Consider the following 25511-nt stretch of genomic DNA (forward strand, 5'->3'; position numbering starts at 1 on the left):
CCCCTCCTCTCGCCGGCTAGAGCGGCATGAGCGTCATGTCGCACTCGATGCGACGCCGTCGGCGCGCCGCCAGGAGCCACGGATGGTCGGCCCGGACGATGCGCCCGAGGCCCTCCACCGCTGTGTGCCGGCGTTCGTCGGCTTCCCCGCCCCGGCCCAGACCGCGCAGGTCCAGGGCGAGGTTCGCGGCGCAGGCGAGGGTGACCGGATGCCGCTCGCCCAGGGCCGCACCGAGCAGCGGCAGCGTGGCCGCGTCGATCGCGTGGGCCCGCTCGAAGTCCAGTCCCACGTACGCGGTGGTGGCCCGCCCGAGTTCGACGGTCAGGGTGACGTCGTGGTGCGGGCCCACCGTCGCGCCGAGCCGGCGGGCGGCGTCGTCCTCCAGCTCCTGGGCCTGGTCGAGGGCGCCCAGCGTGCGCAGGGTGGCGGCGAGCGTGGCCGCGGTCACCAGGGTGTAGACATGGTCGTCGCCGAGCTTCTGCCGGAAGTGGCGCAGCGTCTCCTCGGCAAGCCTGCGGGACTGCTCCAGGTCCCCGGCCAGACGCTGGTCGACGGCGACGTTGACCGCCGACGACAGCGAGTCGAAGTGCCCGGCCCCGTAGCGGGCCGTGAAGTGCCGGAGGGTCTCCTCGGAGAGGACGGCGGCCTCGGCGGTCGCTCCGTCGTTGCGCCGGCACACCGCGAGGGTGCGGGCGATGCGCAGGGACAGCGGGTTCTCGTCGCCCAGGGCGGCGCGGGCCCGGCGATGGACGTCCTCCTGGAACTCGCGGGCCTCCAGGTAGTCGCCGGTCCCCAGCATGTCGAGGGTGATGGCGTTCAGGCTGTTGAGGGTGAAGAAGTTCGCGGGGCCGAAGAGCAGGTCCCGGTGCCGTGCGTTCTCCCGGTCCAGCCCCAGCGCCTCGGTGAACTCCCCGCACAGGCGCAGAGCGACCCCCCATGTGTGGGTGGCGCGCAACGTGACGGGGTCCTCGGCGCCGTACAGGGATCTGGCCAGCTCGGTCGCTTCCCTGGCCAGCTCCCGGGCTTCCTGGAAGCGGCCCTGATAGCCACGGGCGTCGGCGAGGTCGCGCATCGAGTCGATCAGTTCCTCGGGTTCGACCTCGCTGCTCCGGGAGAGCTCCAGCGCCCTTTCGCTGAGCGGGATGGACTCCGCCACGTCCCCGTTCTGCCGGAGCAGGAACGACACGCTCTTGGCCATGCGGATGGCCTGGATGTCCTCCTCTCCCGAGGCGGCGCGCCAGGCCAGCCAGGCCTGCCGTGCGAGATCGGCCGCGCCGGTGTGGTCACCCCAGTAGTAGAGGAACCACACGGTGTCCTCGATCAGTTCCCGGACCCAGGTGTCGGTGCTGGTCACCGCCTGCGAGGTCAGGATGTGCGGCAGCAGCGCCTGGTAGGCGCGCCATTCCAGGGACGATCCGTAGGGGCCCGGCTTGGCGGCGGAGAGCAGTTGGTGGGCGGCGTCCCGCATCTTCTCCCGCTGCTCCGGGGACAGTTTGGCCAGCAGCACGGTCTGCAGCAGCCGGTGCATCTGCAGGGTGTCGGAGCGGGGGTCGATCCTGACCAGGGAGAACTGGCTGAGGTCACGCACGGCACGGTTGAGTTTGATCGACTCGCGCAGCAGCGGGTCGATCTCCGGGGTGATGTTGACGCCCCGGCTGCCGCGCAGCATCGAACGGGGGATCGGCTCGGGCGCCATGCTGGCGCAGATGTCCAGGAGTTGGCGGGCTCCCGGATTGCTCTCGCGCAGCCGCTCCAGCGAGATGTCCCAGGCCGCGGCGACGGAGACCGGGTAGTCGGGAGCGGGGTCGAGGTCGAGGATCTCGGGGCTGCGCCGTTCGAGCAGTGAGAGGTACTCGTCGACCTGCATGCCGGTGACGGCGTGCCAGGTGCCCGCCTGCTCCACCGCGAGAGGAAGGTCGCCGAGGGCCTCGGCGAGCCGGCCGGCGTCCTCGGTGGACAGGTGGGGCGAGCGCCGCTGGAGCAGTTCGACGGACTCCTCGCGTTCGAAGACGTTCACCGGCAGCGGGGTGGCCACCCGCTCCCAGGCACGGTTGCGCGAGGTGACGATGATCTTCCCGGGGCCGCTGGCCGGGAAGTAGCGCCGCACCATCTCGACGTCCTCGGCGTTGTCGAAGACGAGCAGCCAGTTCACGTACGGCGCTCCCGTGCGCAGCGCCTCCAGTGCCGCGGGGACGGCCGTGCCGGCGGCGGGCGCGCCCACGCTGTCGCGTTCGGTGGGGGCGACGCCCAGCTGGACCGCCAGGGTGGCGAGCGCGACGAGGACGAGGCTCTCCCGTTCGGCGGGGATCCAGCAGATCACCTGGTAGTCGTGCTGGTGGGTGTAGACGTACTCCAGCACGAGCTGGGACTTGCCGACACCGCCCATGCCGTGCAGCGCATGGGGCAGTACGGCCGCGGTGTCCTGGGCGTTCAGCTGCGCCTCGACGTCCCTCAGCAGCGCGTGGCGGCCGACGAACGTCGTGTTGCGCAGGGGGACGTTCACCAGGAGGGCAGGCGTGCTCGTCGTGTTTGTCATGCCTGGCCGTGCCTCCGTGGGGTGGTGGGTCAGGTCGGAAGGTGGCGTCGTGGCGGCTGCCGGCGGCGGCTCGGGTGGACGCGCCCCGGTGAGCCGTCGGCGTGTGTCGCGCGCTGGGCTGCCGGTGGTGCCGCCGGCCGGCCGGCCCGCCGTGATCCGACGGGCCCGCTCGGCGTACGGTCCCGACAGTGCGCGCAGGACGGCCAGTTCGCTGCGGACCCAGCCGTCGTCGGCCGGGTCGGGCAGCGCGGCGGTCCGCGGATCGTGCAGGGCGGCCCGGAGCGCGACGCCGTGCTCCCCCGCCGCGGGCAGCTCGCCCGTCAGGGCGACGGTGCGGGCGAGCTGGGTGCGGGTGGTCGTGGCGAGCAGGGCCTCGCGGACGCCGTCGGCGAAGTCGGGGCGTGCCGTGCCGTCGCCCCGGTCCCCCCAGTCCCCCCAGTCCCCCCAGTCGATCAATCCGCCCATGAAGATCTCGGCGAGGTGCTCGGGACCGGTGCCCGGCATGACGCGTCGGCGCAGTTGCTCCATGAGGTCATGGGTGAAGGGCACGACCGCCAGGTGGGTGGCGAGGCGGCGGGCGGCCGGGGTGGCCAGGGTGAGGAAGCGGCGCACGGCCGCGGTGGCCGCGCTCCGGGAGGGCGGGGGGCGCAGGCCGGGCGCCGCCGCCGTCCGGCACAGGGTCCCGGTGAGCAGGGCCGGCAGGTTCCGGCGCACACCGCGTCCCCCGGTCACGAGGTCGCTCCACGCCGCGAGCGATCCGGCCTTGAGGGACAGCACCGGCACGGGCAGGGCCCGCTCGCCGGCGTCCGGCAGCGGTCTGAGGGGATCTCCGCCCCCGGGCGCCGGGTGGTGGGCCAGGGCGTCGTTGGCGGCGCCGAATCCCCCCGCCTCCAGGTCGGCCTCGTACGGCCGCAGCGAGGAACGGTGCCGCAGGTGGGGCGGGAGAAGGTGCACGACGGCGGTGGGACCGGACCTGCCCAGCCGGTCCAGGAGCCGGTCGGCGGCGGGTCCCGCCCAGCCGTGGCCGAGGCCGTCGGTGACGACGAGGAAGACACGGCCGCCCCCGCCGCTGAGGATCTCGCCGGGGTCCACCGTGTTCCGCGCGCCGCCCCAGCGCAGCCGGGCGGATCCGGCGGACGGCACCGACACCCGGACGGTACGCACCGCGCGGAAGGCCCCGCTGTGTTCCGCGGCGGCGCGCAGCGCGGCGGTCGCCTCGCCCCAGACCGCCATGGTGGGGGCGTCGTCGGCCAGGACGACCAGGTCGAAGGCGATGGCCGCGGCAGGCCGGAACCAGGGCAGCCACAGTTCGTCGAAGACGCCCCGCTCGGCGGTGGCCTCCTCGTCCAGTTCCACGGCGTCGCGGGACGGCACCCGGCGGGCGAGCCGGTGCAGGGCACGGGCCAGTCCCGGTACGTACCCGTCGTCCGACGCCGGTCTGCGCCTGCCGAGGCCCGGCCGGTCGGGTGCGGGCAGTCCGAGGCGCACCCTGTCGGGACCGTCGGGGTCGGGGGTGAACGACCGCGTCGGTGCCGTTCCGGAGCCGGGCGGCGGGTGCCGCTCGGCGGCCGGCGACCGGGGCGGGGCCGGCCCGGGAGCGGCACCCGCCGGCCGGTCGGTGCGGGCGGGCCCGCTGTCCGGCGCGGGGCGCCCGGCCCGGGAGCGGTGTGCGCTCAGCCAGACGGCGTCGGCCAGCTCCTGCCAGTGCGGCAGGGACGCGGGCCGGTCCGCGCGGGGCGCCGACGGCGGCGGGCCGTCCACTCAGCGCCCCTTGGCCAGGTCGCGCAGCACCAGGTCGAGCAGGGCACGCCCGTCCGCGTCCGCCCGGAAGGTGCCCGCGGTGGTCAGGTGCACCGCGTTGAGGAGCTGGTCCACGGAATGCGTACCGCCGGCCTCGACGAGTTCGACGAACCGGTCGACGAGCCCCTCGGTGCCGGGCGCACGCACTCGGAGGTGGCTGTCCACGATGGCGAGCAGCTGCTCCCGGCTGGGCAGCGGCATCTCCAGGGGGAGGCAGCGCCGGCGGAAGGCGGCCGGGAACTCCCGCTCACCGTTGCTGGTGATGACCACGACCGGGAACTCCCGGCACTCCACCCGCCCGTGGCGCACCTCGGCGAAGCGTCCGGGGTCGTCGGTGTGGACCTGGGCGTTCTCGGCCCGGTCCCGCACGAGTTCCGGGATCTCGTAGCTGCCGTTCTCCAGGACGTGCAACAGGTCGTTGGGCAGGTCGATGTCGCTCTTGTCGAGCTCGTCGACCAGCAGGACGCGGGGGCGGTCGTACGGCAGCAGAGCGGTGCCGAGGGCGCCCAGGGTGACGAAGTCCCCGAGCGCCGGCGGCGGACCGCCCGCCTCGCCCAACTCTTCCGTGCCGGCCGTCGGGGCGGGGCGCAGGCCGGCCCGCCAGGCCGCGATGGCCTGGGCCCGGCCCAGGGCGTCGTGGGAGTAGAGGCCGTCGCGCAGGGTCGTACGGCTGACGATGTTCCATTCCAGCACCCGGCCCAGACCGAGCTCCCGGGAGAGCAGATAGGCGAGTGTGGACTTGCCGACGCCCGGCGCGCCCGTCACCAGGAGCGGCCGGCGCAGCAACAGCGCCGCGTTGACGAGGTCGACGCCCGCCCGGTCGAGATACGGCACGGCGTCGACCTGGCCGAGGCGCCGCAGGACGGCCTGCTCGTCGTCGGGCGGCGGGGGTTGCGGCGGTCCGCCGTGGAACCGTCGCCACGGCGGGGCGGGAGGCAGGTCGGGGGGCGGCCCGTCCGGGGCGGCCCCGGTCGCGCGGAAGACGTACCCGGCCTCGTCGTCGGCTCGCTCCAGCCCGCTCATACCGGGGTCTCCTCGCTGTCGGCGGTGTCCGTACGGCCGGGAGGTCCTGAGCCGTGGTCGGCGGTGGTGTGGACGTCCACCAGCCGGTTCGGGTCGTCCCAGAGGAAGGCGAGGTGCCGGCTCACCAACTGGGGTCCGGCCGAGTCCAGTTCGGCTCGGCGGCGCAGCTCGTGAATGACGCCCGGAAGGCGGGCCGGCTGCTGGACGGCGGCGAACACGGCCGCCACGACCTCCCGCCGCTCCTCGGGGAACTCGCCTCTTCTGTCCCACACGGCCAGGCCGATGCCCTCGGCGACGGCGGCCTTGAGCGCCTCCGTCGCCGCGCCGCTGTCGGGGGCGTCGAGGACCGCGGCGGTACAGCTCGGCTCGGCGGCCAGCGCGGCCTGCCACCGGCCGACGTCCTGGGCGTCGGCGGCCCGCCAGCCGTGCACGGTGATGCCCTCGGTCTGCAGGGTGTGCCACCGCGCCTTCCACTGGGCCCTCACCAGGAAGTCGTCGGCCCGCATCCGTTCCAGGCTGCGCAGGTGCACCCCGTACTTCAGCCCCAGCGGCAGCGGATTCCCGTCCCCGGTACGGACGGTCAGCCCTGCCACGTCGAAGTTGAGCAGGTCGTAGGGCAGGAGGAACTCGACGTACGGCGGCGCGCTGCTGCCGCTCCCGCCGGGCGGGGTGTCGTGGGCGGCCGACAGCCGCATGGTCTGCTTCAGCGCCCGCTCGACGGCGGCGGCCAGGTCGTCCAGGCGCGTGACCTCGGGGTCGACCGGTTGCGGGTGCCAGTGACCGGGGACCGCGTTCAGCCAGGTCCGGACGACGATGTCCCCCGAGCCGTCGCGCGCCGGTTCGACGGCGACGACCAGGCACCTCGGGATCGTCGGGTCGGGCGTGGCCTCCGCGCGGCGCGCGCGGCGCTGTTCGAGCTGGGCGAGCAGTCCGTTGCGCTCCGCCCAGCCCTCGGCCCAGGTGACGAGGGCGTGGCTCCAGCCGGGGACGCGGGTCAGCTCCGCCGCCCGGTCGAGGAGGAGCACGGCGGGCGGGACGCCGTCCGGCTGGACGTTCAGCTCGGTCGCGTACGCGAAGAGCTGGCGGGCCGAGAGGCCGGTGGGCAGCTCGACCTGGAGGTCGGCGGCGAGTTCGTCACGCAGGCGGCCCAGGGGCAGGCCGGTTTCGGCGGCGTCCAGGAGACCTATGGCGGAGTCCATGTCCCGCGGGGTGAGCGGGCCGGGCAGCCGGGGCGGCAGTGCCTCCGTGCTCAGGGAGAGCACCAGCTGTTCGAGCTCGGTGGCGGCCGAGGTGCCTTCCATGACCTGGACGACGTCGATCAGCACGCGTTCGCCGCCGGTCACGCCCAACGCCGCCTGCACCAGCACGACGACGTCCTCACGCTGTTTGCTTCCCCGGAGGTCGACATGCGTGTCGAGCTGCTCCGAGAGGACTCTCGCGAAGAACACGCGCCCTGCCTGGTCCTCGAGGCAGCTCAGTTCACACAGCGCTTCCGTCAGGCGGAACAGCAGGTGCCGTCGCGGCGCTCGCCCGAACTCGCCTAATCCCGCCCCTGTCTCCACCGACCTTCCCCCACGAGCCGGTACCGCTGACTGACCAGTGAACGTAGCACGGTGCTTCCGGGCGATCCAGGCCACCTCACAACCCCGGCCGGCAACTCCCCTCCGCCACAAGGGTTTTGTTCGAACCGACGGGCGGGCGCGGCATGGCGTCCGCCCGTCGGCGCGGGATCACAGGCGTGGGTCCACCGGCTCCGACTCCAGGGCCAGCACCCCGAACACCGCCTCGTGCACCCGCCACAGCGGCTCGCCGTCGGCGAGGCGGTCGAGGGCCTCCAGGCCGAGCGCGTACTCGCGGATCGCGAGGGAGCGCTTGTGGTTGAGGGACCGCTGCCGCAGCCGGGCGAGGTTGTCGGGGCGCGTGTACTCCGGGCCGTAGATGATCCGCAGGTACTCGCGGCCCCGGCACTTGATGCCGGGCTGGACCAGGCGTCCCTGTCCGTCACGTACGAGGGCGCCGGCCGGCTTGACGACCATGCCCTCGCCGCCGCGCCCGGTCATCTCCAGCCACCAGTCGACGCCGGCCCGCACCGACTCGGGGTCGCCGGTGTCGACGTGGAGCCGCCGGGTCGTCTGCAGCAGGCCGGTGTTGTCGTGCTCCACCATCCGGTCCAGCAGGGCGAGTTGCTCGTCGTGCGGCAGCGCGGCGAGGCTTCGGCCCTGGACGGCCAGGATCTGGAACGGCGCCAGCCGGACGCCGTCGAGGCCGTCCGTGGTCCAGCAGTAGCGGCGGTACGCGGCCGTGAACGCGGCCGCGTCCGAGGCGCGTTCGCGCTGCCGGTCCAGCAGTGCGGACACCTCCACACCGCGCGCGGCGGCACCCTCCAGCGCGGCCAGCGCACCGGGGAAGACGGCACCCGCCGCGGCGCCGACGGCCGCGTACTGCGAGCGCAGCAGCGAGGACGCCTTCAGCGACCAGGGCATCAGCTCGGCGTCCAGCAGCAGCCAGTCCGTGTCGAGTTCGGCCCACAGGCCGGCCTCGCCGACCGCGGTCCGCAGCCGGCCGAGGATCTCCTCGGTGACGGCCGCGTCGTCGAAGAAAGGCCGTCCGGTACGGGTGTAGAGCGAGCCCGTGGGGCCGTCGACACCGAACCGCTTGCGGGCCGCCTCCGCGTCCCGGCACACCAGTGCCACCGCCCGCGAGCCCATGTGCTTCTCCTCGCACACGACCCGCCCGACACCGGCCTCGGCGTAGCTCGCGAACGCCTCCGCCGGGTGCTCCAGGTAGCCGTCCGCCTTCGAGGTGGCCGTCGGGGCCATCGTCGGCGGCAGGTACGGCAGCAGCCGCGGGTCCACCGCGAACCGGCTCATGACCTCGAGCGCCGCGGCCGCGTTCTCCTCGCGGATGGCGACCCGCCCCTGGTGCCGGGTCTCGACGACCCGCCGCCCGTGGACGTCCGCCAGGTCGAGCGGCCGCCCGTCGTGCCCGCCGGGCGCCTCGGACCTGAGCGGTTTGACCGGCTCGTACCAGACCTGCTCGGCGGGTACGTCGACCAGCTGCCGCTCCGGCCAGCGCAGCGCGGTCAGCTTGCCGCCGAACACGGCTCCGGTGTCCAGGCAGATGGTGTTGTTGAGCCAGGTGGCCTCCGGGACCGGGGTGTGGCCGTAGACCACGGCCGCGCGGCCCCGGTAGTCCTCGGCCCACGGGTAGCGCACGGGCAGCCCGAACTCGTCGGTCTCGCCGGTGGTCTCGCCGTACAGCGCGTGCGAGCGCACCCGGCCCGAGGTGCGGCCGTGGTACTTCTCGGGCAGGCCGGCGTGGCAGACGACCAGGCGTCCGCCGTCCAGGACGTAGTGGCTGACCAGCCCGTCGATGAACTGCCGTACCTCCGCCTTGAACTCCTCGCTCTCGCCCTCCATCTGCGCGACGGTCTCGGCGAGGCCGTGGGTGTGCTGGACCTTGCGGCCCCCCAGGTGGCGGCCGTACTTGTTCTCGTGGTTGCCCGGTACGCACAGCGCGTTGCCCGACTTCACCATCGCCATCACCCGGCGCAGCACCCCCGGGCTGTCCGGGCCGCGGTCGACGAGGTCGCCGACGAAGACGGCCGTACGGCCCTCGGGGTGCACCCCGTCGACGTAGCCCAGCTTGGCGAGCAGCGACTCCAGTTCGGCGGAGCAGCCGTGGATGTCGCCGATGATGTCGAAGGGGCCGGTGAGGTGGGTCAGGTCGTTGAACCGCTTCTCGGTGACGACGGTGGCGTGCTCGATCTCCTCGACGCCCCGCAGGACGTGCACCTTGCGGAAGCCCTCGCGCTCCAGGTGCCTGAGGGAGCGGCGCAGTTCGCGGGTGTGCCGCTGGATGACCCGGCGCGGCATGTCGGCGCGGTCGGTGCGGGCCGCGTTGCGCTCGGCGCACACGTCCTCGGGCACGTCGAGCACGATGGCGATGGGCAGCACGTCGTACTGCTTGGCCAGGGCTATCAGCTGCTTGCGCGCGTCGGACTGCACGCTGGTGGCGTCCACGACCGTACGGCGGCCCGCCGCGAGGCGCTTGCCGGCGATGTAGTGCAGGACGTCGAAGGCGTCCTTGGTGGCGCTCTGGTCGTTCTCGTCGTCGGAGACCAGGCCGCGGCAGAAGTCGGAGGAGATCACCTCGGTCGGCTTGAAGTGCCGGCGGGCGAAGGTGGACTTGCCCGAGCCGGAGGCGCCGATCAGGACGACGAGGGAGAGGTCGGTGACGGGGAGCGTACGCCCGGTCGTTGCCTGTGTCATGCGGCCTTCGCCTCCTTCTCGGCCCTGCCGTCGCGTGTGTCGTTCAGGGTGAACACGGCCATCTGGGTGGGTGGGCCGACCTCGGGGTCGTCCGGGCCGACGGGCATGAACTCCACGGCGTACCGGTGCCGTTCGGCGACCGCGCCCGCCCAGGTGCGGAACTCCTCGCGGGTCCACTCGAAGCGGTGGTCGCCGTGGCGGACCCGGCCGGCCGGGAGGGACTCCCAGCGGACGTTGTACTCGACGTTCGGCGTCGTCACGAGCACCGTTCGGGGGCGGGCCGCGCCGAAGACCGCGTACTCCAGGGCGGGCAGCCGCGGCAGGTCGAGGTGCTCGACGACCTCGCTGAGCACGGCGGCGTCGTAGCCCTTGAGCCGGCTGTCGGTGTAGGCGAGCGAGCCCTGGACGAGCTGCACGCGCGAGGCCTGCCGCTCCCCCATGCGGTCCAGCTTCAGCCGGCGCGCGGCGATGGTCAGCGCGCGCACGGACACGTCCACGCCGACGATCTCGGTGAACCGCACGTCCTTCAGCAGGGCCTGTACCAACTGGCCCTGGCCGCAGCCGAGGTCGAGCACCCGGGTGGCGCCGGAGGCCCGCAGCGCGGTGAGGATCGCCTCGCGCCGCTGCACGGCCAGCGGGGTCGGCTTCTCCTCGTCCTCCGTCTCGGCCCCGACGGCGTTGTCGATGTCCTCGACCTCGCTGTCGTCGGCCTCGGCGAGCCGGACCAGTTCGAGCCGCTCCAGCGCCTTCCGGGTCAGCGACCAGCGGCGGGAGAGGTAGCGGCTGGTGATCAGCTTCTGCTCGGGGTGCCCGGGCAGCCAGCCCTCGCCCACGCGCAGCAGCTTGTCGACCTCGTCGGGGGCGACCCAGTAGTGCTTGGCGTCGTCCAGGACCGGCAGCAGGACGTACAGATGCCGCAGGGCCTCGGTGAGGGTGAGCGTGTCCGCCTCCAGGGTGAGGCGGACGTACCGCGAGTCGCCCCACTCGGGGTACTCGCCGTCCAGCGGCACCGGTTCGGCCGTGACGGTCCAGCCCAGCGGCTCGAACAGCCGCCGTACGAGGCCGGCGCCGCCGCGGGCGGGCAGCGCGGGCACCTCGATCCTGAGCGGGCGCGGCTGCCCGGGCAGTTCCGGGCGGGCGTGGCACACGCCCCGCAGGGCGCTGGAGAAGACGCTGCTCAGCGCGACCGCGAGCAGGGAGGAGGCCGCGTAGGGGCGGTCGTTGACGTACTGCGCGAGCGCCGCGTCGGGTGCGCCGCCGCGCCCCTTGCCCCTGCGGACCAGGGCCACCGCGTCGACCTCCAGGAGCAGCGCCGCCGTGCAGCGCTCGGGCCGCGCCTCGGGATAGAGGACGTGCGCCGTGCCGTAGGAGGTGGAGAACGCCTGCGCCTTGTCCGGATGCTTGTGCAGCAGATGGCCGAGGTCGGTGGCGGGGCGTTCGGTCGTGCCGGTGGTCGTGATCGTGAGGAACATGGGCGGGGCCTCTCAGGCCGTCGACGATGGACGACGCCCACTGTGACACAGGGCCTGTGACCTGCGCCTTCGGTTTTCCCGCCGCGGATCGCCCGCCATTGGTTCCGCCGACGGCCGGCCGCGGCGGGGACCGCCGTCGCGCCTGGCAGCCCCCGAGCCCGCCGGGGCCCGCCCCGGGCCCGCCCCGGACCCCGCCCGCAGCCCCCGCCCCCCGTGAGCGGTGCTCAGGCCAGCTGGGACTGCACCTCGGACGAGATCAGCTCCAGGTGGTCCAGGTCGTGCAGGTCGAGGATCTGGAGGTAGATGCGGCCGGAGCCGATCTCGGCGTAGCGGCCGATCTTGTCGACGACCTCGGCGGGGGAGCCGGCCAGGCCGTTGGTCTTCAGCTCCTCGACCTCACGGCCGATCGCGGCGGCCCGGCGGGCGACCTCCCGGTCGTCCCTGCCGACGCAGACGACGAGGGCGTTGGAGTAGACGAGGTCGTCGCCCTCGCGGCCTGCGGCCTCCGCGGCGGCACGGACCCGGCCGAACTGGCGCGCGCTGTCCTCCACCGAGGAGAAGGGCATGTTGAACTCGTCCGCGTACCGGGCGGCGAGCCGCGGGGTGCGGGTGGGGCCGTGGCCGCCGACGAGGACCGGGATCTTGTCCTGCGCGGGCTTGGGCAGCGCGGGCGAGCCGGTGAGGTCGTAGTGCGTGCCGTGGAAGTCGTACGTCTTGCCGGGCGCGGTGGCCCACAGCCCGGTGACGATCTCCAGCTGCTCCTCCAGGCGGGCGAACTTCTCCTTCGGGAAGGGGATGCCGTACGCCGTGTGCTCCTCCTCGAACCAGCCCGCTCCCAGGCCGAGTTCGACGCGGCCGCCGGACATCTGGTCGACCTGGGCGACCTGGATGGCGAGCACGCCGGGCAGCCGGAAGGTGGCGGCGGTCATCAGGGTGCCGAGGCGGATGCGCTTGGTCTCGCGGGCGAGGCCGGCGAGGGTGATCCAGGCGTCCGTGGGACCGGGCAGGCCGTCGGCGTCGCCCATCTTGAGGTAGTGGTCGGAGCGGAAGAAGGCGTCGAAGCCGAGGTCTTCCGTGGCCTTCGCCACAGTGAGGAGGGTGTCGTAGGTGGCGCCTTGCTGCGGTTCGGTGAAGATGCGGAGATCCATGCCTTCCATCCTGCACCCTCCCGCACCGTGACCCGGCCTCGGCGATGATCGTTGGCTCGGGCGGAGCGGGCCGGAACGTCCGGTGCGTGCGCAGGGACCAGGAGGCCGTTCGATGTCCGAGCAAGCCGTGCCGAAGGGGTTGCTTCAGCAGATGGAGGAACTGATGGCGGCGTTGAACGCGGACCTCTCCGCGCTGGACGCCGACCTCCAGGCCACCGGGCGGACCTCGGACGAGGAGCCGGACCCGGCCCCGGGCCCCTAGGGGACCGCGGCCAGCGCCTCTTCACCGTCCGCCAGGCGTCTGAGCATCTCCAGGACGCGGTCCCTGGATTCGTCGGCCGCGTCGATGGCCTCCATGCACTGCCAGTAGACGCCCTCGTCGTCGGCGGCGCTCGCCACGCCGACCAGGGCTATGCCGACCTCGCCGAGGAGCCCGCCGAGGTGGACGAGGGCCTGGCGGGCGTCGCCCAGCTCGGTGAGCTGGGCCGCGCGCAGTTCGCCGGGGCCCAGCTCCGGTTCGTCGAGGACGCCGCAGCCGCGGCCCGCCAGCTCGGTGAGGCCGAGTGCCTCGCCGCGCAGCTGGGGCGGGCCGAAGACCGCGAGTCTGCTGCCGATCGCCTGGGCGAGCGACTGCGCCTGCCACACCTCCGCCATGATCTGCGGCACCTCGCCGCTGCCCGCCAGGGCACGCCTGCTCTTCAGGATGAGCCGCACCGCGTCCATGCGCTGCCCCCGTCTCCCGAACTCCTTTGACCACTACCCAGAGTGAAGCTCCGTGCGGCGAAAAGCCAGAGGAAGACGGAAATCTGTGGACAACAATTCGGATTCGGACTCGACTCCGACTGCGGAGAGTGAAAGCGGACGTCTCAGTTCCATGTCGTTCCCTCCCCGTGGGGTGCCCTTCCGCGCCGTGCCGCGCCTCAAGGCGCCGGGAAGCGCCGCTCGTTGCGGTCGATCTTGGCGTCCAGCGCGGCCAGCGCGTCGATGCCGAGCACCTCGCACAGCTGCAGGAGATAGGCCAGCACGTCGGCCACCTCGTCGGTGACGCGGTGCGCGGTGCCGGGGTCGTCCATCACCCGGGCGGACTCCTCGGGTGTCAACCACTGGAAGATCTCGACCAGTTCGGACGCCTCGACGCTGAGCGCGGTGGCGAGGTTCTTGGGCGTGTGGTACGGCTGCCAGTCGCGCGCGGCGGCGAACTCGGCGAGCCTGCGCTGGAGTCCGGCCACGTCCAGCGGCCGCGGATCTTCTGTCACGTGTCCAGGTGTACCACTGTGACGCCGGGTGTCCCCGCGGCCCATGAGGCGTCGCTGACGGTGCCGACGCACCGGATGTGCCCGAGCTCGGCCATCCGCGCGGCGAGCCGGGCGAGTTCCGCGCGCTGGCGGGGGTCGAGCGCCCGGTCGAAGCCGTCGGCGAGCACGGTCAGCGCCTGCAGGGCCGACGGCACCTCGCCGGGGGCGTCGAGGGCGAGGACGCCCGGGCCGGTGAGCAGCACCAGGGCGAGGGCGAGATGGCGCAGCTCGCCGTCGCCGAGCCGGGCGAAGTCGCTGCGCAGCCCGTCGCCGCGGTCGAGGAGGCCGCGGACCGAGCCCCGGCCCTCCCGTTCGGCGACGACGTCCAGTACGGGGCCGGTGAGGGCGGCGCGTACGGCCGCGACGTACCGGGCGTGCCGCTGGCCGCACTCGGCGCGGGTGCGCCACAGCACGCCGGCGAGGTTGTCGCAGGCGGGCAGCAGCCGGTCCGAGCCGGTCGGCACGGGTTCGCGCATCCGGCCGGGGTCGGGGTCGCAGACGAAGACGGAGCGCAGGGCGACGACCATCTGCTCGGCGGCGGCGAGCACCCGCCGCTGTCCGTCCGTCTTGCCTGCAACGCGCAGCGGCAGCAGGGCCGTGCCGAGCCGGTCGTCGGGCAGCGGGGCACGGGTGACGGGTGCGCTGCCCGCCGTGTGCCACGCGGCCTGCACGACGGGGCGGCCGGGATCGCGCAGGGCGGTCTGGAGGAGGACGACCCCGTCGGCGGAGAGCCGCTCGCCGACGATCCGCAGCTCGGGCTCGGCCTGGACGGCGACGTCGAGCCGGACCGGTCCCTCGGGTCCGTCGGCCGTGCACCCGATACGGAAGCCGCGGCGCCGCTGGGCGTCGGGGCGGGCCCAGTCGGGCACGTAGGCCTCGGGCTCGGTGAACACGTCGTAGAGCCCGGCACCGCCGCCGAGCCGCGCCAGCGCCTCGTAGGCCCGCAGCGCCGTGGTCTTCCCCGCTCCGCTGGGTCCCGTGAGCAGGGTGAACGCCCCGAGCGGTAAGCCGGCCCCGCGGTGCCCGGCGAACGCGGACAGCCGCAGTTCGGTGATCCGGGGCCGCTCGACGCCGCCTGCCGGGCCCGGCGGAGGTGACGGACGGGACGCGGCCGACGGCTCCCGCGGCGGCGGGACGGATTCGGGACGTGTGCTGCGCGGCAGCGGGGTCGCGGAGGACCCGGGGCGTACGGCCATACGCGGACCGTAGGGCTCCGTTCTCAGCGGAACCGTTCCGCCTCGGCGGCTTTCCTACGATCGGGCGACCCGGGCGCAGGCCGGGCCCTCGCCGGGCACACCGGGAGGCCCGGCGGACCCGGCAGCGTCCTCACACGCCGGGGACGCCCGCGCTCGCCATGAGGCCCTGGACCTCCGTGCCGGCCGGTGTCAGCAGGAACACGTTTCGGTCCACGCGGTGCATACCGCTGGCGAGGCCGAAGACCACACCGGTGCTGAAGTCGAGAACCCGCTTGGCGACCTCGGACTCCGCGCCGGTGAGGTCGAGCAGGACGGGGATGCCCGCCATCAGGGTCTCGGCGACCTCACGGGCGTCGGCGAACACATTGACCCGCAGCACCACGAAGCGGCGCCGGGTCTCGGTCTCCGCGTCCGGCAGCGCGCGGTGCCCCACCGACGACGGCCAGGCGTCGCGTCCCCGCAACGGCACGACCTGGGCGAGCCCCTCCCACTGTTCATCGGTGACGTCGTGGCTGTTCACCGGCTCCCCCCGATCTGACTCGCACTCATCGCCTGCACCAGCCAATTCTTACGCCAAGTCACCCGTTCAGCCCAACAGCGACACGGTGCGCGACAGGTTCCGACGACGGCCGGCGCCCACGAAGTGGCTCAGGTCAGGTCACAGCCACCCGGCGCGCTGGGCCTGCAGCGCGAGCTGGAAGCGGTTCGCGGCGCCGAGCCGGGCCATCAGGATCTGCAGGCGGCGGAAGAGGGTGCGGCGGCTGATGCCCAGCTCGCGGGCGACGGTCTCGTCGGCCGCGCCGCCCGCGAGGAGGCGCAGCAGACGGCGGTCGGACGGGGTGAGCCCGCCCGGCCGGGCGGTGCCGCCGTGCAGCGGCAGGGCGTTCTGCCAGGACTGCTCGAAGAGGGCCACGAGCGCGGACAGCAGCCCGCACGGCTGCACCACCAGCAGGGTGTTGACCACGTCGGCCTCGGTGATCGACAGCGACACGAGCGCATACGCCTCGTCGATGATCAGCAGCTTGACCGGCACCGACGGCAGCACCCTGGCCTGCTCGCCGGCCTCGACGCACGGCTCGATGGCGTTCTCCAGATGGCCCGGGTGCTCCAGCGAGGCCCGGGAGTACACGACGCGCTGGGTGACACCCCGGGCGAGCGTCGCGAGCGCGTCCTCGCGGGCCCCGGGGAGGGCGACGTACGGCGGCGACTCGAACTGGCGGATCTGCTCGCGGGCGCTCGCCCAGGCGTGCCGCATGCGCGGGCCGATGGCGTCGCCGGTGACGACCTCCACGAGGTCGTCGTTGTACGCGGCGAGCCGATGCCGCCGGAAGGACTCGAAGGCGCCCCCGACGGCGATCCGGGACTCCTCGACCTCGGCCGCCCGGTGCCGGGCGAGGATCTCCAGCCCGGCGGCGGGCGGCACCGGCGCCACCACGTCGCCGGTCTCGTCGGCGGCGCTGGCCAGCCCGGCGTCGACGAGGGCGGCGTACGCGGCGGCGAGCTCCGCACCCCCGAGTCCGGCCGCCGCGCCGACCGCGCTCAGCGGGGCCGGCGCCACCTCGAGCAGCGCGAGGTAGACGCGTCCCGCGGCCTCGTCGACGCCCAGGAAGCGCAGGGCCTGCCGGAGTTTCGCGTTCGTCATGAGCGGCATTATCGACGGCTCGCGCCCCGCCCGGACGGCCGATCCGTGCCAGTGGCACTTCCTGGCACTTCGCGCGCCCCGGCCGGGCTACGGTCCCTCGCACGCACCCCCGAACCGAAGGGAACCTCGTGGCCAAGAGCCGAAAGAACGGTCTGTACGCAGGGATCTCCGACGAGCTGTCCGCCCTCATGCGCACCGGCTGGGCCGACACCGAGCGGCACGACCTGGAGCCCGCCGAGCAGGCCCCGTACGCGGCCCGCCGCCGCGCCGCGCTGTCCGCCCGCTTCCCCGGCGAACGCCTCGTGGTCCCCTCCGGCAACCTCAAGGTCCGCTCGAACGACGACACCTACCCCTTCCGCCCGTACTCCGGCTACGTCCACATGACCGGCGACCAGGCCCGCGACGGCGCGCTCGTCCTCGAACCCCGCGCGGACGGCGGCCACGACGCCTACTGCTACCAGCTCCCCCGGGACGGCCGCGACACCGACGAGTTCTGGACCGGCTACACCGCCGAGCTGTGGATGGGCCGCCGCCGCTCGCTCACGGAGTCCGAGCGCGTGCTCGGCCTGCCCTGCCGCGACGTCCGCACGGCGGCCGCCGACCTCGCCGCCTCGGGCGCGCCGACCCGGATCGTGCGCGGCGTGGACCCGGCCCTGGAGGCCGCCGTCACCACCGACGAGGCGCGCGACGACGAGCTCGAGGAGGCGCTGAGCGAGCTGCGCCTGGTCAAGGACGACTGGGAGATCGGGGAGCTGCGCAAGGCGGTGGACTCCACGGTCCGCGGCTTCACCGACGTCGTCGGCGAGCTCTCCCGGGCCATCGCCTCGTCCGAGCGCTGGATCGAGGGCACCTTCTACCGGCGGGCGCGTCTGGAGGGCAACTCCGTCGGTTACGGCACCATCTGCGCCGCCGGCGAGCACGCCACCATCATGCACTGGACGTCCAACGACGGCCCGGTGCGCCCGGGCGACCTCCTGCTCCTGGACGCCGGTGTGGAGACGCACTCGCTGTACACGGCGGACGTCACCCGCACGCTCCCCGTCAGCGGCACCTTCACCGCGGTCCAGCGCCAGGTCTACGACGCCGTGTACGAGGCCCAGGAGGCCGGCATGGCCGCCGTGAAGCCCGGCGCCCACTACCGCGACTTCCACGAGGCGGCCCAGCGTCACCTCGCGGCCCGCCTGGTCGACTGGGGCTTCGTCGAGGGCCCCGCCGACCGCGCCTACGAGCTCGGCCTGCAGCGCCGCTTCACCATGGCCGGCACCGGCCACATGCTCGGCCTCGACGTCCACGACTGCGCCCACGCCCGCACGGAGGAGTACGTCGACGGCGTCCTGGAGCCCGGCATGGTCCTCACCGTCGAGCCCGGCCTCTACTTCCAGCCGGACGACCTCACGGTCCCGCAGGAGTGGCGCGGCATCGGGGTCCGTATCGAGGACGACCTCCTCGTCACCGGCTCCGGCCACGAGAACCTCTCGGCGGGCCTGCCACGCTCGGCGGACGAGGTGGAGGCCTGGATGGCGGAGTTCGGGGGCTGAGGAACGCCGCTGAACGACTTCGCCCTGTCCGCGACGGACAGGGCGAAGTCGTTCACGGGCGGGCCGCGTCACGCCGTGCCGAGGCCGCCGGCCACCTCCTCGCCGGGGACCTCGTCGCCCGGCACCTCGTCGCCGGTGTCCGCCGCCGGGGGGTCGGCCGGACGGCTCAGCCACCAGGTGGCGGCGCCGCCGGCCAGGACCACGGCCGACACGGCGAGCCAGCCCCAGGACCGGAACGTCATGACGAGCGCCGGCAGGACCGCCGGCCCGATCACCCGCTCCGCCGTGTTGCTGAGGTTGAACGTCGAGAGGTACTGCGACCGGTCGCGCTCGGGGGCGAGGTCCATCGAGATCTGCCAGGAGGACGCCGCCTGCCACATCTCGGCCAGCGTCAGCGCGAGCACCCCGGCGAGCAGCACCGGCACCGCGCCGGCCGGGTCGTTCCACCAGGCGGACAGCGCGAAGAACGCGCAGGCGGCGGTCAGCAGCACCGCGGACGCCAGCGCCGCCCGCCCCGCCCCCCGGAGGTCGGCGATGTGCCGGGTGGCCGGCAGCTGGAACACCGAGACGACGACGGTGTTGAGGATCAGCGGCAGCGCGACGAGGGACTCGGGGACACCGGGGGACGCGAGGATCCACAGCGGCAGCAGCACGTTGAGGGTGGTGACGTGCAGCGTCAGCAGCGTGTTCAGCCCGGTGAAGGCCAGGTACCGGCGGTCGCGGAACGCCCACCGCCGCTTGGTCCCGCGGGGGACGCGCACGGCGTCCGCGGTCCTCAGCCGCGCCAGCAGGGCCGCGCAGACCACGTAGAACAGCGCGATGCCGAACAGCGTGGCGCGGAACACCCAGGTGCTGCCGACCGCGATGGCGACCCCGGCGGCCAGTCCGCCCACCGCGTACCCGACGTTGCGTACGGAGCGGATGACGGCCATGAGGCTGACGCGCCGGTCGTCTCCGGCCACGTCGGCGACGATGGCCTGGCTGACCCCGCCCGCGGTCCGGTCGGCGACGGCCGTCAGCAGGACGACGACGAGATAGGCGGGGAAGGAGGTGACGAGGACGTAGCAGGCGAAGCCGGCGGCCCGCCACAGGTTGAGGGCGATCAGCGTACGGCGGGCGCCGAAGCGGTCGCCGACCACGCCCATCGGGATGGTGAGCAGGAAGCCGACGGCCCCGGCGAGGGAGAGGCCCAGCGCGAACTGGGTCGCCGTCAGACCGCTGACACGGGTGAAGAACACGGCGGCGAGCGCGGCGAAGAGCCCGGTGCCCATGGAGTCGGACAGGGAACTGACGACGAGGGTCCGTTCCGCGGCCGAGCTGTTCCTGACGGCCCGTGCGAATCCGCTCGGCAACGAGCCGCCCGCACCGGCCGTCATCCGAGGCTGCCCGGCACGCCGACGACGAACCGGAGGTCCGCCACGGCGCCGCGCACGGTGTCCAGCGCGGCCTCGGGGCTGTCCGCCACGGCCCAGACATGGGCGGGCCGGTCGGCGGAGCAGGTCACGGGCCCGAGGCGGTCGCCGGGCGCGCTGCGTATCACCACGTCGCACACGCCCGGGCGGCTCTTGATCTCCTCGGCGCCGCGCACCTCCAGGAGTTCACCGGCCGCCTGCGGCACCGCGTACCAGATGGCTGCGGAGCGGGGCTCGCCGGCGGCCTTCTCCAGGGCGTCGCGCACCTCGCCGAGGGAGGGCACGCCGATGCTCTGGCGCGCGAGGGCGGCCACGATGTCGGCGCCGAGGGCCTCCCGCAGCAGGTAGGGGATCCGGTCACCGCCCTGGCGCAGATGGGTCTCCACGATCCTGACCGTGTCCTCGCCGGCGATGACCTCCGTGTGGGTGGCCCCTTCCCGGACGCCCAGGGCGTCCAGCGCGGCCTTCACCGCCGCCACGATCCGCTCCTCCTCTCCGGCCGGCAGCGGGGCCGGGAGCACATGGCCCAGCTCCACGAAACGGCCCGGGACGAGGAACTTCTTGGTGACGCACAGCGCGATGTGCTCACCGTCCTCGCTCAGGCACTCGACGCTGAACTCCTCGCCCTCGTGGAACGGTTCGACCAGCACGCCGGAACCGGGCAGGCCCGCGGCGGCCGCGAACGTCACCCGCAGCTTCTCGGCGACGTCCTCGGGCCCCTCGCAGCGCACCACTCCCTGACTGCCCACGCCCCGGCCGGGCTTGCAGACGAGCGGGTAGCCGACCCGCTCGCCGAAGGCCGTCACCTCCTCGGCCGTCGTCGCCTCCAGGCAGGGGGTGTCGTCGACTCCCGCGGCCGCCAGGCGCTCGCGCATCAGGCGCTTGTCGTCGACGGCCCTCACCGTCTCCGGGGAGTGCCACGGCAGGCCCAGCTCCAGCGCGATGCGCGCGGCGGGCGCCTGGCCCTCCTCGCCGTAGCACACGACCCGGTCCACCGGCTCGGCCTCGTGGACGAAGCGTGCGGCGGCGGTCCACTCCTCGAGCGGGGCGTCCGCCGCCACGACCACCACCCTGCGGTGGCCGTCCGTGGTCCGCATCTTGCGCGCTTCCTGGTGCGTGCACAGGACGCTCGTCCTGAGTCCGGGACGCAAGCCGCGGGCGCGGGCGACGATGTCCCGCTCGTCACCGACGACCAGCAGGTGCCGGACGCCGTCGTGGGCTTGGTGGTTCAAAGGCATGTGCGCTGCACTCCAAAGGTGACGTGTGCGCGGAACGTCAGGCCGAACGCCCGTACCGCATGGCGTTGATCCGTCGCCCGGCGGCGAAGAGTGGCAGCCCGGCCGCCAGCGCGACCTGCAGGGTGCAGCCGGTCACCAGGAGCGTCTCGGCTCCGGTGACGCCGCCGACCCAGGCGACCAGGCATCCGATGTTGACCGTCCCCCACACGATGGTGGCGACCGCCATCTTGCCCACCGGCTTGGGGTACTGGACCCGGCTCACCATGAGCCAGGCGACACCCACGACGAAGAGCAGCGTGAGCGTGGACGGCAGTTGGAGCAGCACGACCGAGACGACGGTCAGCGCCGCGAAGGGGATCGGCATGCCCTGGAACATGCCGTCCTGCATGGTGGTGCAGGAGAACCGGGCCAGCCGGAGCAGGCCGCCGAGCATGACGGCGACGGCGGCGGCGACGACCAGCCCCGGGTGGTCGTAGTCGCTCACCAGCCCCCACACGACCACGAAGTAGGCGGGCGCCAGTCCGAAACTGATCAGGTCCGAGAGGTTGTCGAGCTCGGCGCCCATGCCGGAGCTGCGGAACCGGCGCGCTACGAGGCCGTCGCAGATGTCGAACAGGGCGGCCATCAGCATGAACAGCACCGCGGTGGCCGCTCCTTGCCGCACGGAGCCGGTGCTCTGGCCGTCGGTGAGGTACGGCACGAGTACCGCGACGGTGATGAAGTAGACCGAGGAGAAGCCGCAGACCGCGTTCCCGAGGGTCAGGACGTCCGCCACCGACAGTCGCGAGGGGGAAGGCTCCCTCTTGGTGGCCTTGGCGTCGCCCATGGGTTCTCCCGTCCAGGGAGCGGGGGCTTCGGATTCGGTGACGGTCAACGCGCTCTCCTACAAGTCTGTCTGGCTGCCTGCGGCGTCGGAACGAGCATCATCGCAGCAGGGCCCGAGCGCACGGCCGGGGGCCGGACGCTCTGTGGCCGGGCATGTCGGGGACCCGACCGTACCGCTCAGTAGGGCGATCGGCCCAACAGGGCGGTCAGAACGGGACTTCCGTGATCCAGTCCCGGTGGGCCTGCGACCTTCCGCGCACCACGGACGCGTAGGCCGCGTCGAGTGCGCGGGTGACCTCGCCCGCGGAGCCGTCCCCGACCTGGAGTCCGTCCACCGAGGTCACCGGCAGGATCTCCCAGCCGGTGCCCATGAAGAAGACCTCCTCCGCCAGGTACAACTCGGTCCGGTCGACGTCGCGTTCGACGACCGTGCGGCCCATCTCGCGCAGCAGGGTCAGGGAGGTCTCACGGGTGAGGCTCTCCAGGATCCCGCTGGTGGTCGACGGGGTGATCACCTCGCCGTCGCGGACGATCGCGATGCAGGCCCCGGGGCCCTCGCTCACCTTGCCGCGCTCGTTGAGGAGGATGGGCCAGTCGTGGCCGTTCTCCCGGGCCTCGATCATCGCGAGGCGGCCGTTGTGGTAGTTGGAGAACGCCTTCACCCGCGGGGGCATGGACGCCTCGTTGATGCGGGTCCAGGAGCTGACCGCGGCCCGGCAGCCGCGCTCGGTGCCCAGGCCGCTGGTGAACGTCCAGCTGTCCACGACCACTTCACACGGGACGCCGGCCGGCACCATCTGTTCCTGGATGACGCCCGCCGGGAACGCCCAGGGCCGCAGGTACACGTCCTCGCGGTACCGGTTGGCGCGCAGGACGTCCAGGACGGCCTCGCGCAGCGTGGGCAGGTCGTGGGGCAGGTGGAGGCGGACGATGCGGGCCGAGTCGTACAGGCGCTCGAGGTGCTCGTCCAGCCGGAAGACCAGCAGGCGGCCGCCGTCGTGCGAGACGTACGCCTTGATGCCCTCGAAGACCGCCGCGACGGAGGCGTGGCCCACGGCGTTGACGTGCACGCTCGCCTCGGCCCAGGGCACCAGGGAGCCGCTGCGCCAGAGCCAGTCGGGTCCTTCGCCGTCCGTGCGGACCAGCGAGTCCATGATGGACATGGGCGCGCCGGGTGTCTGTTCTGCTGTCGTCATACGGGTTTCACCTCTGGAATCTTGGTGGTGGAGATGTGCTCCAGGCTGTCGAGCACGAGGTCGGCCGCGGTCAGGCCGGAGCGGCTGCCCCGGGCGCCCGGGACCGCCACGCAGCGCAGCCCCGCCGCCTTCGCCGCGGTGACGCCGGTGGCGGAGTCCTCCAGCGCCACGCAGTCGGCCGGGGCGGCACCCAGCAGCTCCAGTGCGCGCAGGTACAGGTCGGGCGCGGGTTTGCGGGCCCGGACCTGTTCGCCGGTGACCACTTCGGTGAACCGGTCCAGGACGCCCAGGCGTCGGAGGTGGCCGTGGACCCAGTCGCGCTCGGAGCTGGAGACGACCGCGCAGGCGATGCCCTGGTCCGCCGCGTGCTCCAGCAGGCGGGCCACGCCCGGCCTCAGCGGTTCCGCCGAGGCCAGGCGGTGCTTGTCCCGCCGCCGCTCCTGGAGTTCGGACGGGGTCAGGGCGCGGCCCAGCCGCCGGGCGAGGTCCTCGGCGGCGTACGACTCCCCGGTGGCCCGGCCCATCATGGCGGTCCAGACCTCGTCCGGGAACGCGAGCCCGTGGCGGCCGTAGAGGTTGTGCCAGGACCGGTGGGCGGCCCGTTCGGTGTCGCACAGGAGCCCGTCGAAGTCCATGAGGACGGCGGCGGCCGTGACGGCGACGGCGGCGGTCACTGCTGGGGGCGCGCGCCTCCGAGCACACGCCTGAGGTAGTCGCTGGTGAACAGGGACCGCGGGTCGAGTTCGGCCCGGATGTCCTGGAACGCCTTCCAGCCGGGGTAGCGGTCGGCGACGACCTCGGCGGTCGCCGTGTGCGCCTTGCCCCAGTGCGGCCGGCCCTCGTGCTCCAGGAGCACCGCCTCGAAGGTGCGCAGCAGTTCGGTGTAGCCGACGGTGCGCGGGACGGTGATGTTGACGTACGTCGTCGTGCGTCCCTGGGCGGGACTGAGCAGGAGCTCGTCACCGGCGCCGAAGCGCACGGTGATGGAGTAGGGGGTGCGCAGGCCGAAGCGCTTGACGTCCTCGTGCACATGGCGCACCGCGTCGGCCGACGCGGTGAACGGCAGGGCGTACTCGAGGGAGAGGAACTTCACCGGCTGCGGGAAGGTGAACGCGTTGTAGCTGACGTCCACGTGGTCCGCGGGGCCGGAGCCCCCGCCGAGCTGGGCGGTCATGATGCGCCGCACGCTGCGCTGGTCGATACGGCCCACCAGGCCGGCGGTGGCGCAGCGCACCTCGCCGAGGGTGTTGGCGCGACGGCGGCGGGCGGCGTCGGCGGACACCGGCGCGTCGGTCGGCTCCAGCTTGAGGGTGGAGGCGTTGTCGCTCCAGCCCTTGAGGGAGAACGTGGCGTGCTCGGCGCTGCCGGCGTAGGCCTCGATGTCCTCCAGGATGCTCTCCAGCGGCCGGCTGCCCTCGGTGACGCGGAGGTTGAACTTCGGTACGCAGCGCAGGGTGACGGTGGAGATGACACCGAGCGCGCCGAGGGAGGTGGCCGCGGCGGCGAACAGCTCCGGGTCCTCCTGCGGGGAGCAGCTGCGCACGGAGCCGTCGGCGGTGACGAGGGTGAGGGCGAGGACCTGGCCGGAGAAGGGGCGGTGGGTGAGCCCGCTGCCGTGGTTGCCGGTGGAGATGGCCCCGGCGATCGTCTGCTCCTCCAGGGTCCCCATGTTGGACAGGGCGAGGCCGGCCTTGTCCAGCGCCCAGTTCAGCTCCCGCAGCAGGGTGCCGCCGCGGACGGTGACGGAGGGGGCGGCGGGGTCGAGGGCGACGATGCCGGTGTAGCCGGTCATGTCCAGCACGACGCCGCTGGTGGTGACGAGGGGGTTGAACGAGTGGCCCGTCCCGGCGGCACGCAGGGTGAGGTCGCGGTCGGAGGCGTACCGCACGGCGTCGACGATGTCGCTCTCGTGCGTGGCACGGACGATGCGGTCGGGGGTGCAGCGGGCGGAGCGGGCCCAGTTGCGCCAGGTGGCGGGCGAGGCGGTGGCCCGGGTCAACAGGTTCATGCGGTGGCCTTCCGGGATGCGGTGTCGTCGCGGAGGACCGCGCAGTGCCTGGCCACGGCGTCCTGCCAGGTCGGCATGGTCAGGCCGAGCCGCGCGAGCCGGTCGGTGTTCAGGACGGAGACCTTGGGCCTGCCGCCGACGAAGGTGCAGTCGTCGAAGGAGACGGCGGTCGGCGGGTGCTCCGCGTGCAGCTTGGGGTCGTACTCGTTGAGGGCGTACGCGCCCAGTTCGTAGCGGGTGGCCCGGTTCTGGTTCGCGACGTGCACGATGCCGGTGGGGAACTCGTCCAGGGTGATCAGGTGGATGAGTGCCCGGGCCAGGTCGACGGTGTAGGTGGGGCGGCTGTACTGGTCGTCGATCAGCTCCTGGCGTTCGCCGCGCTCGGCGGAGCGGATGGTGGCCAGGACGTCGTCGTTGTTCTCCGCCGCGCCGCCGAACAGCCAGGAGGTGCGCACCACGAGGTGCTCGGGCACCCGCTCGGCGATCTGCTCGCCGGCCAGTTTGGTGAGGGCGTACAGGCTCAGCGGGTTGGGGACGTCGGTCTCCCGGTAGTCCTCCTCGGGGGCCGAGACGCCGTCGAAGACGTAGTCGCTGGAGATGTACACCATGCGGCTGCCGGCCTTGCGGCAGGCCTCGGCGACCTGGTGGACGCCGGCGACGTTGACGCGCAGGGCGAGCTCGGTGTCGGTCTCGCAGGCGGCCACGATGGAGATGGCGGCCAGGTGCAGGACGACGTCCGGGCGGAAGGACTCGACGGAGGCGGACACGGCGTGCTCGTCGCCGATGTCGAAGTCCGCCACGGACACGCCGAGGACGGGCCAGTCGGCGGTGCGCGGGTCGGTGCTCAGCTCCTTGGTCAGGGCCTTGCCGAGGCTGCCGTCCGCTCCGGTGATGTAGACGCGCATGGTGTC

General features: G+C 73.4%; 20 protein-coding genes. 2 read left to right on the top strand and 18 right to left on the bottom strand.

Features of this window, described 5'->3' with window-relative positions; all coding sequences use genetic code 11:
* Positions 1–16: 16 nt before the first annotated feature.
* The 6 genes from fxsT to ACIGXJ_RS27700 all read right to left on the bottom strand — a co-directional run bounded on the left by fxsT (position 17) and on the right by ACIGXJ_RS27700 (position 12250).
* Positions 17–4297, bottom strand: a complete 4281-nt coding sequence (gene fxsT / locus ACIGXJ_RS27675; RefSeq protein ID WP_399650635.1) for an FxSxx-COOH system tetratricopeptide repeat protein — start codon at positions 4295–4297, stop codon at positions 17–19.
* Entirely contained in the window at positions 4298–5359 is a 1062-nt protein-coding gene (locus tag ACIGXJ_RS27680; protein WP_399650638.1) for an AAA family ATPase, read from the bottom strand.
* Positions 5356–6807, bottom strand: a complete 1452-nt coding sequence (locus ACIGXJ_RS27685; protein WP_399650642.1) for a hypothetical protein — start codon at positions 6805–6807, stop codon at positions 5356–5358. Before ACIGXJ_RS27685 ends, ACIGXJ_RS27680 begins: the two co-directional genes overlap by 4 nt.
* 282 nt (positions 6808–7089) lie before the next feature.
* Entirely contained in the window at positions 7090–9630 is a 2541-nt protein-coding gene (locus ACIGXJ_RS27690; protein ID WP_399650643.1) for a polynucleotide kinase-phosphatase, read from the bottom strand.
* Positions 9627–11102, bottom strand: coding sequence for a 3' terminal RNA ribose 2'-O-methyltransferase Hen1 (locus tag ACIGXJ_RS27695; protein ID WP_399650646.1), 1476 nt, complete (start codon positions 11100–11102; stop codon positions 9627–9629). The genes ACIGXJ_RS27690 and ACIGXJ_RS27695 overlap by 4 nt, the downstream gene beginning before the upstream one ends.
* Before the next feature lie 224 nt (positions 11103–11326).
* Entirely contained in the window at positions 11327–12250 is a 924-nt protein-coding gene (locus tag ACIGXJ_RS27700; RefSeq protein WP_399650648.1) for an LLM class F420-dependent oxidoreductase, read from the bottom strand.
* Between the two features lie 112 nt (positions 12251–12362).
* Here ACIGXJ_RS27700 and ACIGXJ_RS27705 point away from each other — a divergent pair, with 112 nt between their 5' ends.
* Positions 12363–12512: a hypothetical protein gene (locus ACIGXJ_RS27705; protein WP_399650650.1), complete on the top strand. Its 150-nt coding sequence runs from the start codon at positions 12363–12365 to the stop codon at positions 12510–12512.
* On the opposite strand, the gene ACIGXJ_RS27710 is transcribed toward ACIGXJ_RS27705, so the two are convergent.
* From ACIGXJ_RS27710 to ACIGXJ_RS27730, 5 genes are all read right to left on the bottom strand, one after another.
* Positions 12509–12973, bottom strand: a complete 465-nt coding sequence (locus tag ACIGXJ_RS27710) for a DUF6099 family protein (protein WP_399650653.1) — start codon at positions 12971–12973, stop codon at positions 12509–12511. The two genes, ACIGXJ_RS27705 and ACIGXJ_RS27710, sit on opposite strands and share 4 nt — an antisense overlap.
* A 197-nt stretch (positions 12974–13170) precedes the next feature.
* Complete coding sequence (locus tag ACIGXJ_RS27715) at positions 13171–13551, bottom strand: nucleotide pyrophosphohydrolase (protein ID WP_399650656.1); 381 nt, start codon at positions 13549–13551, stop codon at positions 13171–13173.
* Positions 13503–14741, bottom strand: a complete 1239-nt coding sequence (locus ACIGXJ_RS27720) for an ATP-binding protein (RefSeq protein ID WP_399650660.1) — start codon at positions 14739–14741, stop codon at positions 13503–13505. Before ACIGXJ_RS27720 ends, ACIGXJ_RS27715 begins: the two co-directional genes overlap by 49 nt.
* A 130-nt stretch (positions 14742–14871) precedes the next feature.
* Positions 14872–15261, bottom strand: coding sequence for a cell division protein SepF (locus ACIGXJ_RS27725; protein ID WP_399650662.1), 390 nt, complete (start codon positions 15259–15261; stop codon positions 14872–14874).
* Between the two features lie 138 nt (positions 15262–15399).
* Positions 15400–16383, bottom strand: a complete 984-nt coding sequence (locus tag ACIGXJ_RS27730; RefSeq protein ID WP_399650663.1) for a LuxR C-terminal-related transcriptional regulator — start codon at positions 16381–16383, stop codon at positions 15400–15402.
* A 128-nt stretch (positions 16384–16511) separates the two neighbouring features.
* On the opposite strand from ACIGXJ_RS27730, the gene ACIGXJ_RS27735 reads away from it, so the two are divergent.
* Positions 16512–17921, top strand: a complete 1410-nt coding sequence (locus tag ACIGXJ_RS27735) for an aminopeptidase P family protein (protein ID WP_399650666.1) — start codon at positions 16512–16514, stop codon at positions 17919–17921.
* A 68-nt stretch (positions 17922–17989) separates the two neighbouring features.
* Here the strand turns inward: ACIGXJ_RS27735 and ACIGXJ_RS27740 are convergent, their stop codons facing one another.
* The 7 genes from ACIGXJ_RS27740 to ACIGXJ_RS27770 form a co-directional block, all read right to left on the bottom strand.
* Positions 17990–19297, bottom strand: coding sequence for an MFS transporter (locus tag ACIGXJ_RS27740; RefSeq protein WP_399650669.1), 1308 nt, complete (start codon positions 19295–19297; stop codon positions 17990–17992).
* Positions 19294–20571, bottom strand: coding sequence for an ATP-grasp domain-containing protein (locus ACIGXJ_RS27745; RefSeq protein ID WP_399650671.1), 1278 nt, complete (start codon positions 20569–20571; stop codon positions 19294–19296). The genes ACIGXJ_RS27740 and ACIGXJ_RS27745 overlap by 4 nt, the downstream gene beginning before the upstream one ends.
* A 37-nt stretch (positions 20572–20608) precedes the next feature.
* On the bottom strand, positions 20609–21397 hold the full coding sequence (gene pssA / locus ACIGXJ_RS27750; protein WP_399650674.1) for a CDP-diacylglycerol--serine O-phosphatidyltransferase: 789 nt from the start codon (positions 21395–21397) through the stop codon (positions 20609–20611).
* A 205-nt stretch (positions 21398–21602) separates the two neighbouring features.
* A complete protein-coding gene (locus ACIGXJ_RS27755) occupies positions 21603–22592 on the bottom strand; it encodes a branched-chain amino acid transaminase (RefSeq protein WP_399650677.1) in 990 nt (329 codons plus the stop codon).
* Positions 22589–23266 carry an HAD family hydrolase gene (locus ACIGXJ_RS27760; protein ID WP_399650679.1) on the bottom strand — a complete coding sequence of 226 codons (678 nt, stop codon included), beginning with the start codon at positions 23264–23266 and terminating at the stop codon, positions 22589–22591. The genes ACIGXJ_RS27755 and ACIGXJ_RS27760 overlap by 4 nt, the downstream gene beginning before the upstream one ends.
* Positions 23263–24600: a D-arabinono-1,4-lactone oxidase gene (locus ACIGXJ_RS27765; RefSeq protein ID WP_399650682.1), complete on the bottom strand. Its 1338-nt coding sequence runs from the start codon at positions 24598–24600 to the stop codon at positions 23263–23265. Before ACIGXJ_RS27765 ends, ACIGXJ_RS27760 begins: the two co-directional genes overlap by 4 nt.
* Positions 24597–25505, bottom strand: a complete 909-nt coding sequence (locus tag ACIGXJ_RS27770; RefSeq protein WP_399650684.1) for an SDR family oxidoreductase — start codon at positions 25503–25505, stop codon at positions 24597–24599. The genes ACIGXJ_RS27765 and ACIGXJ_RS27770 overlap by 4 nt, the downstream gene beginning before the upstream one ends.
* Positions 25506–25511: the final 6 nt, after the last annotated feature.

The sequence above is a fragment of the Streptomyces sp. NPDC053367 genome (assembly GCF_044545925.1).
Lineage (GTDB): Bacteria > Actinomycetota > Actinomycetes > Streptomycetales > Streptomycetaceae > Streptomyces.

What these genes read in the sequence shown, in the direction of transcription:
- ACIGXJ_RS27680 (WP_399650638.1), bottom strand. Translation starts at nt 5,359, where the DNA reads ATGAGCGGGCTGGAGCGAGCCGACGACGAGGCCGGGTACGTCTTCCGC.
- ACIGXJ_RS27690 (WP_399650643.1), bottom strand. Translation starts at nt 9,630, where the DNA reads ATGACACAGGCAACGACCGGGCGTACGCTCCCCGTCACCGACCTCTCC.
- ACIGXJ_RS27695 (WP_399650646.1), bottom strand. Translation starts at nt 11,102, where the DNA reads ATGTTCCTCACGATCACGACCACCGGCACGACCGAACGCCCCGCCACC.
- ACIGXJ_RS27700 (WP_399650648.1), bottom strand. Translation starts at nt 12,250, where the DNA reads ATGGATCTCCGCATCTTCACCGAACCGCAGCAAGGCGCCACCTACGAC.
- ACIGXJ_RS27705 (WP_399650650.1), top strand. Translation starts at nt 12,363, where the DNA reads ATGTCCGAGCAAGCCGTGCCGAAGGGGTTGCTTCAGCAGATGGAGGAA.
- ACIGXJ_RS27710 (WP_399650653.1), bottom strand. Translation starts at nt 12,973, where the DNA reads ATGGACGCGGTGCGGCTCATCCTGAAGAGCAGGCGTGCCCTGGCGGGC.
- ACIGXJ_RS27715 (WP_399650656.1), bottom strand. Translation starts at nt 13,551, where the DNA reads ATGGGCCGCGGGGACACCCGGCGTCACAGTGGTACACCTGGACACGTG.
- ACIGXJ_RS27720 (WP_399650660.1), bottom strand. Translation starts at nt 14,741, where the DNA reads ATGGCCGTACGCCCCGGGTCCTCCGCGACCCCGCTGCCGCGCAGCACA.
- ACIGXJ_RS27730 (WP_399650663.1), bottom strand. Translation starts at nt 16,383, where the DNA reads ATGACGAACGCGAAACTCCGGCAGGCCCTGCGCTTCCTGGGCGTCGAC.
- ACIGXJ_RS27740 (WP_399650669.1), bottom strand. Translation starts at nt 19,297, where the DNA reads ATGACGGCCGGTGCGGGCGGCTCGTTGCCGAGCGGATTCGCACGGGCC.
- ACIGXJ_RS27745 (WP_399650671.1), bottom strand. Translation starts at nt 20,571, where the DNA reads ATGCCTTTGAACCACCAAGCCCACGACGGCGTCCGGCACCTGCTGGTC.
- pssA (WP_399650674.1), bottom strand. Translation starts at nt 21,397, where the DNA reads ATGGGCGACGCCAAGGCCACCAAGAGGGAGCCTTCCCCCTCGCGACTG.
- ACIGXJ_RS27755 (WP_399650677.1), bottom strand. Translation starts at nt 22,592, where the DNA reads ATGACGACAGCAGAACAGACACCCGGCGCGCCCATGTCCATCATGGAC.
- ACIGXJ_RS27765 (WP_399650682.1), bottom strand. Translation starts at nt 24,600, where the DNA reads ATGAACCTGTTGACCCGGGCCACCGCCTCGCCCGCCACCTGGCGCAAC.
- ACIGXJ_RS27770 (WP_399650684.1), bottom strand. Translation starts at nt 25,505, where the DNA reads ATGCGCGTCTACATCACCGGAGCGGACGGCAGCCTCGGCAAGGCCCTG.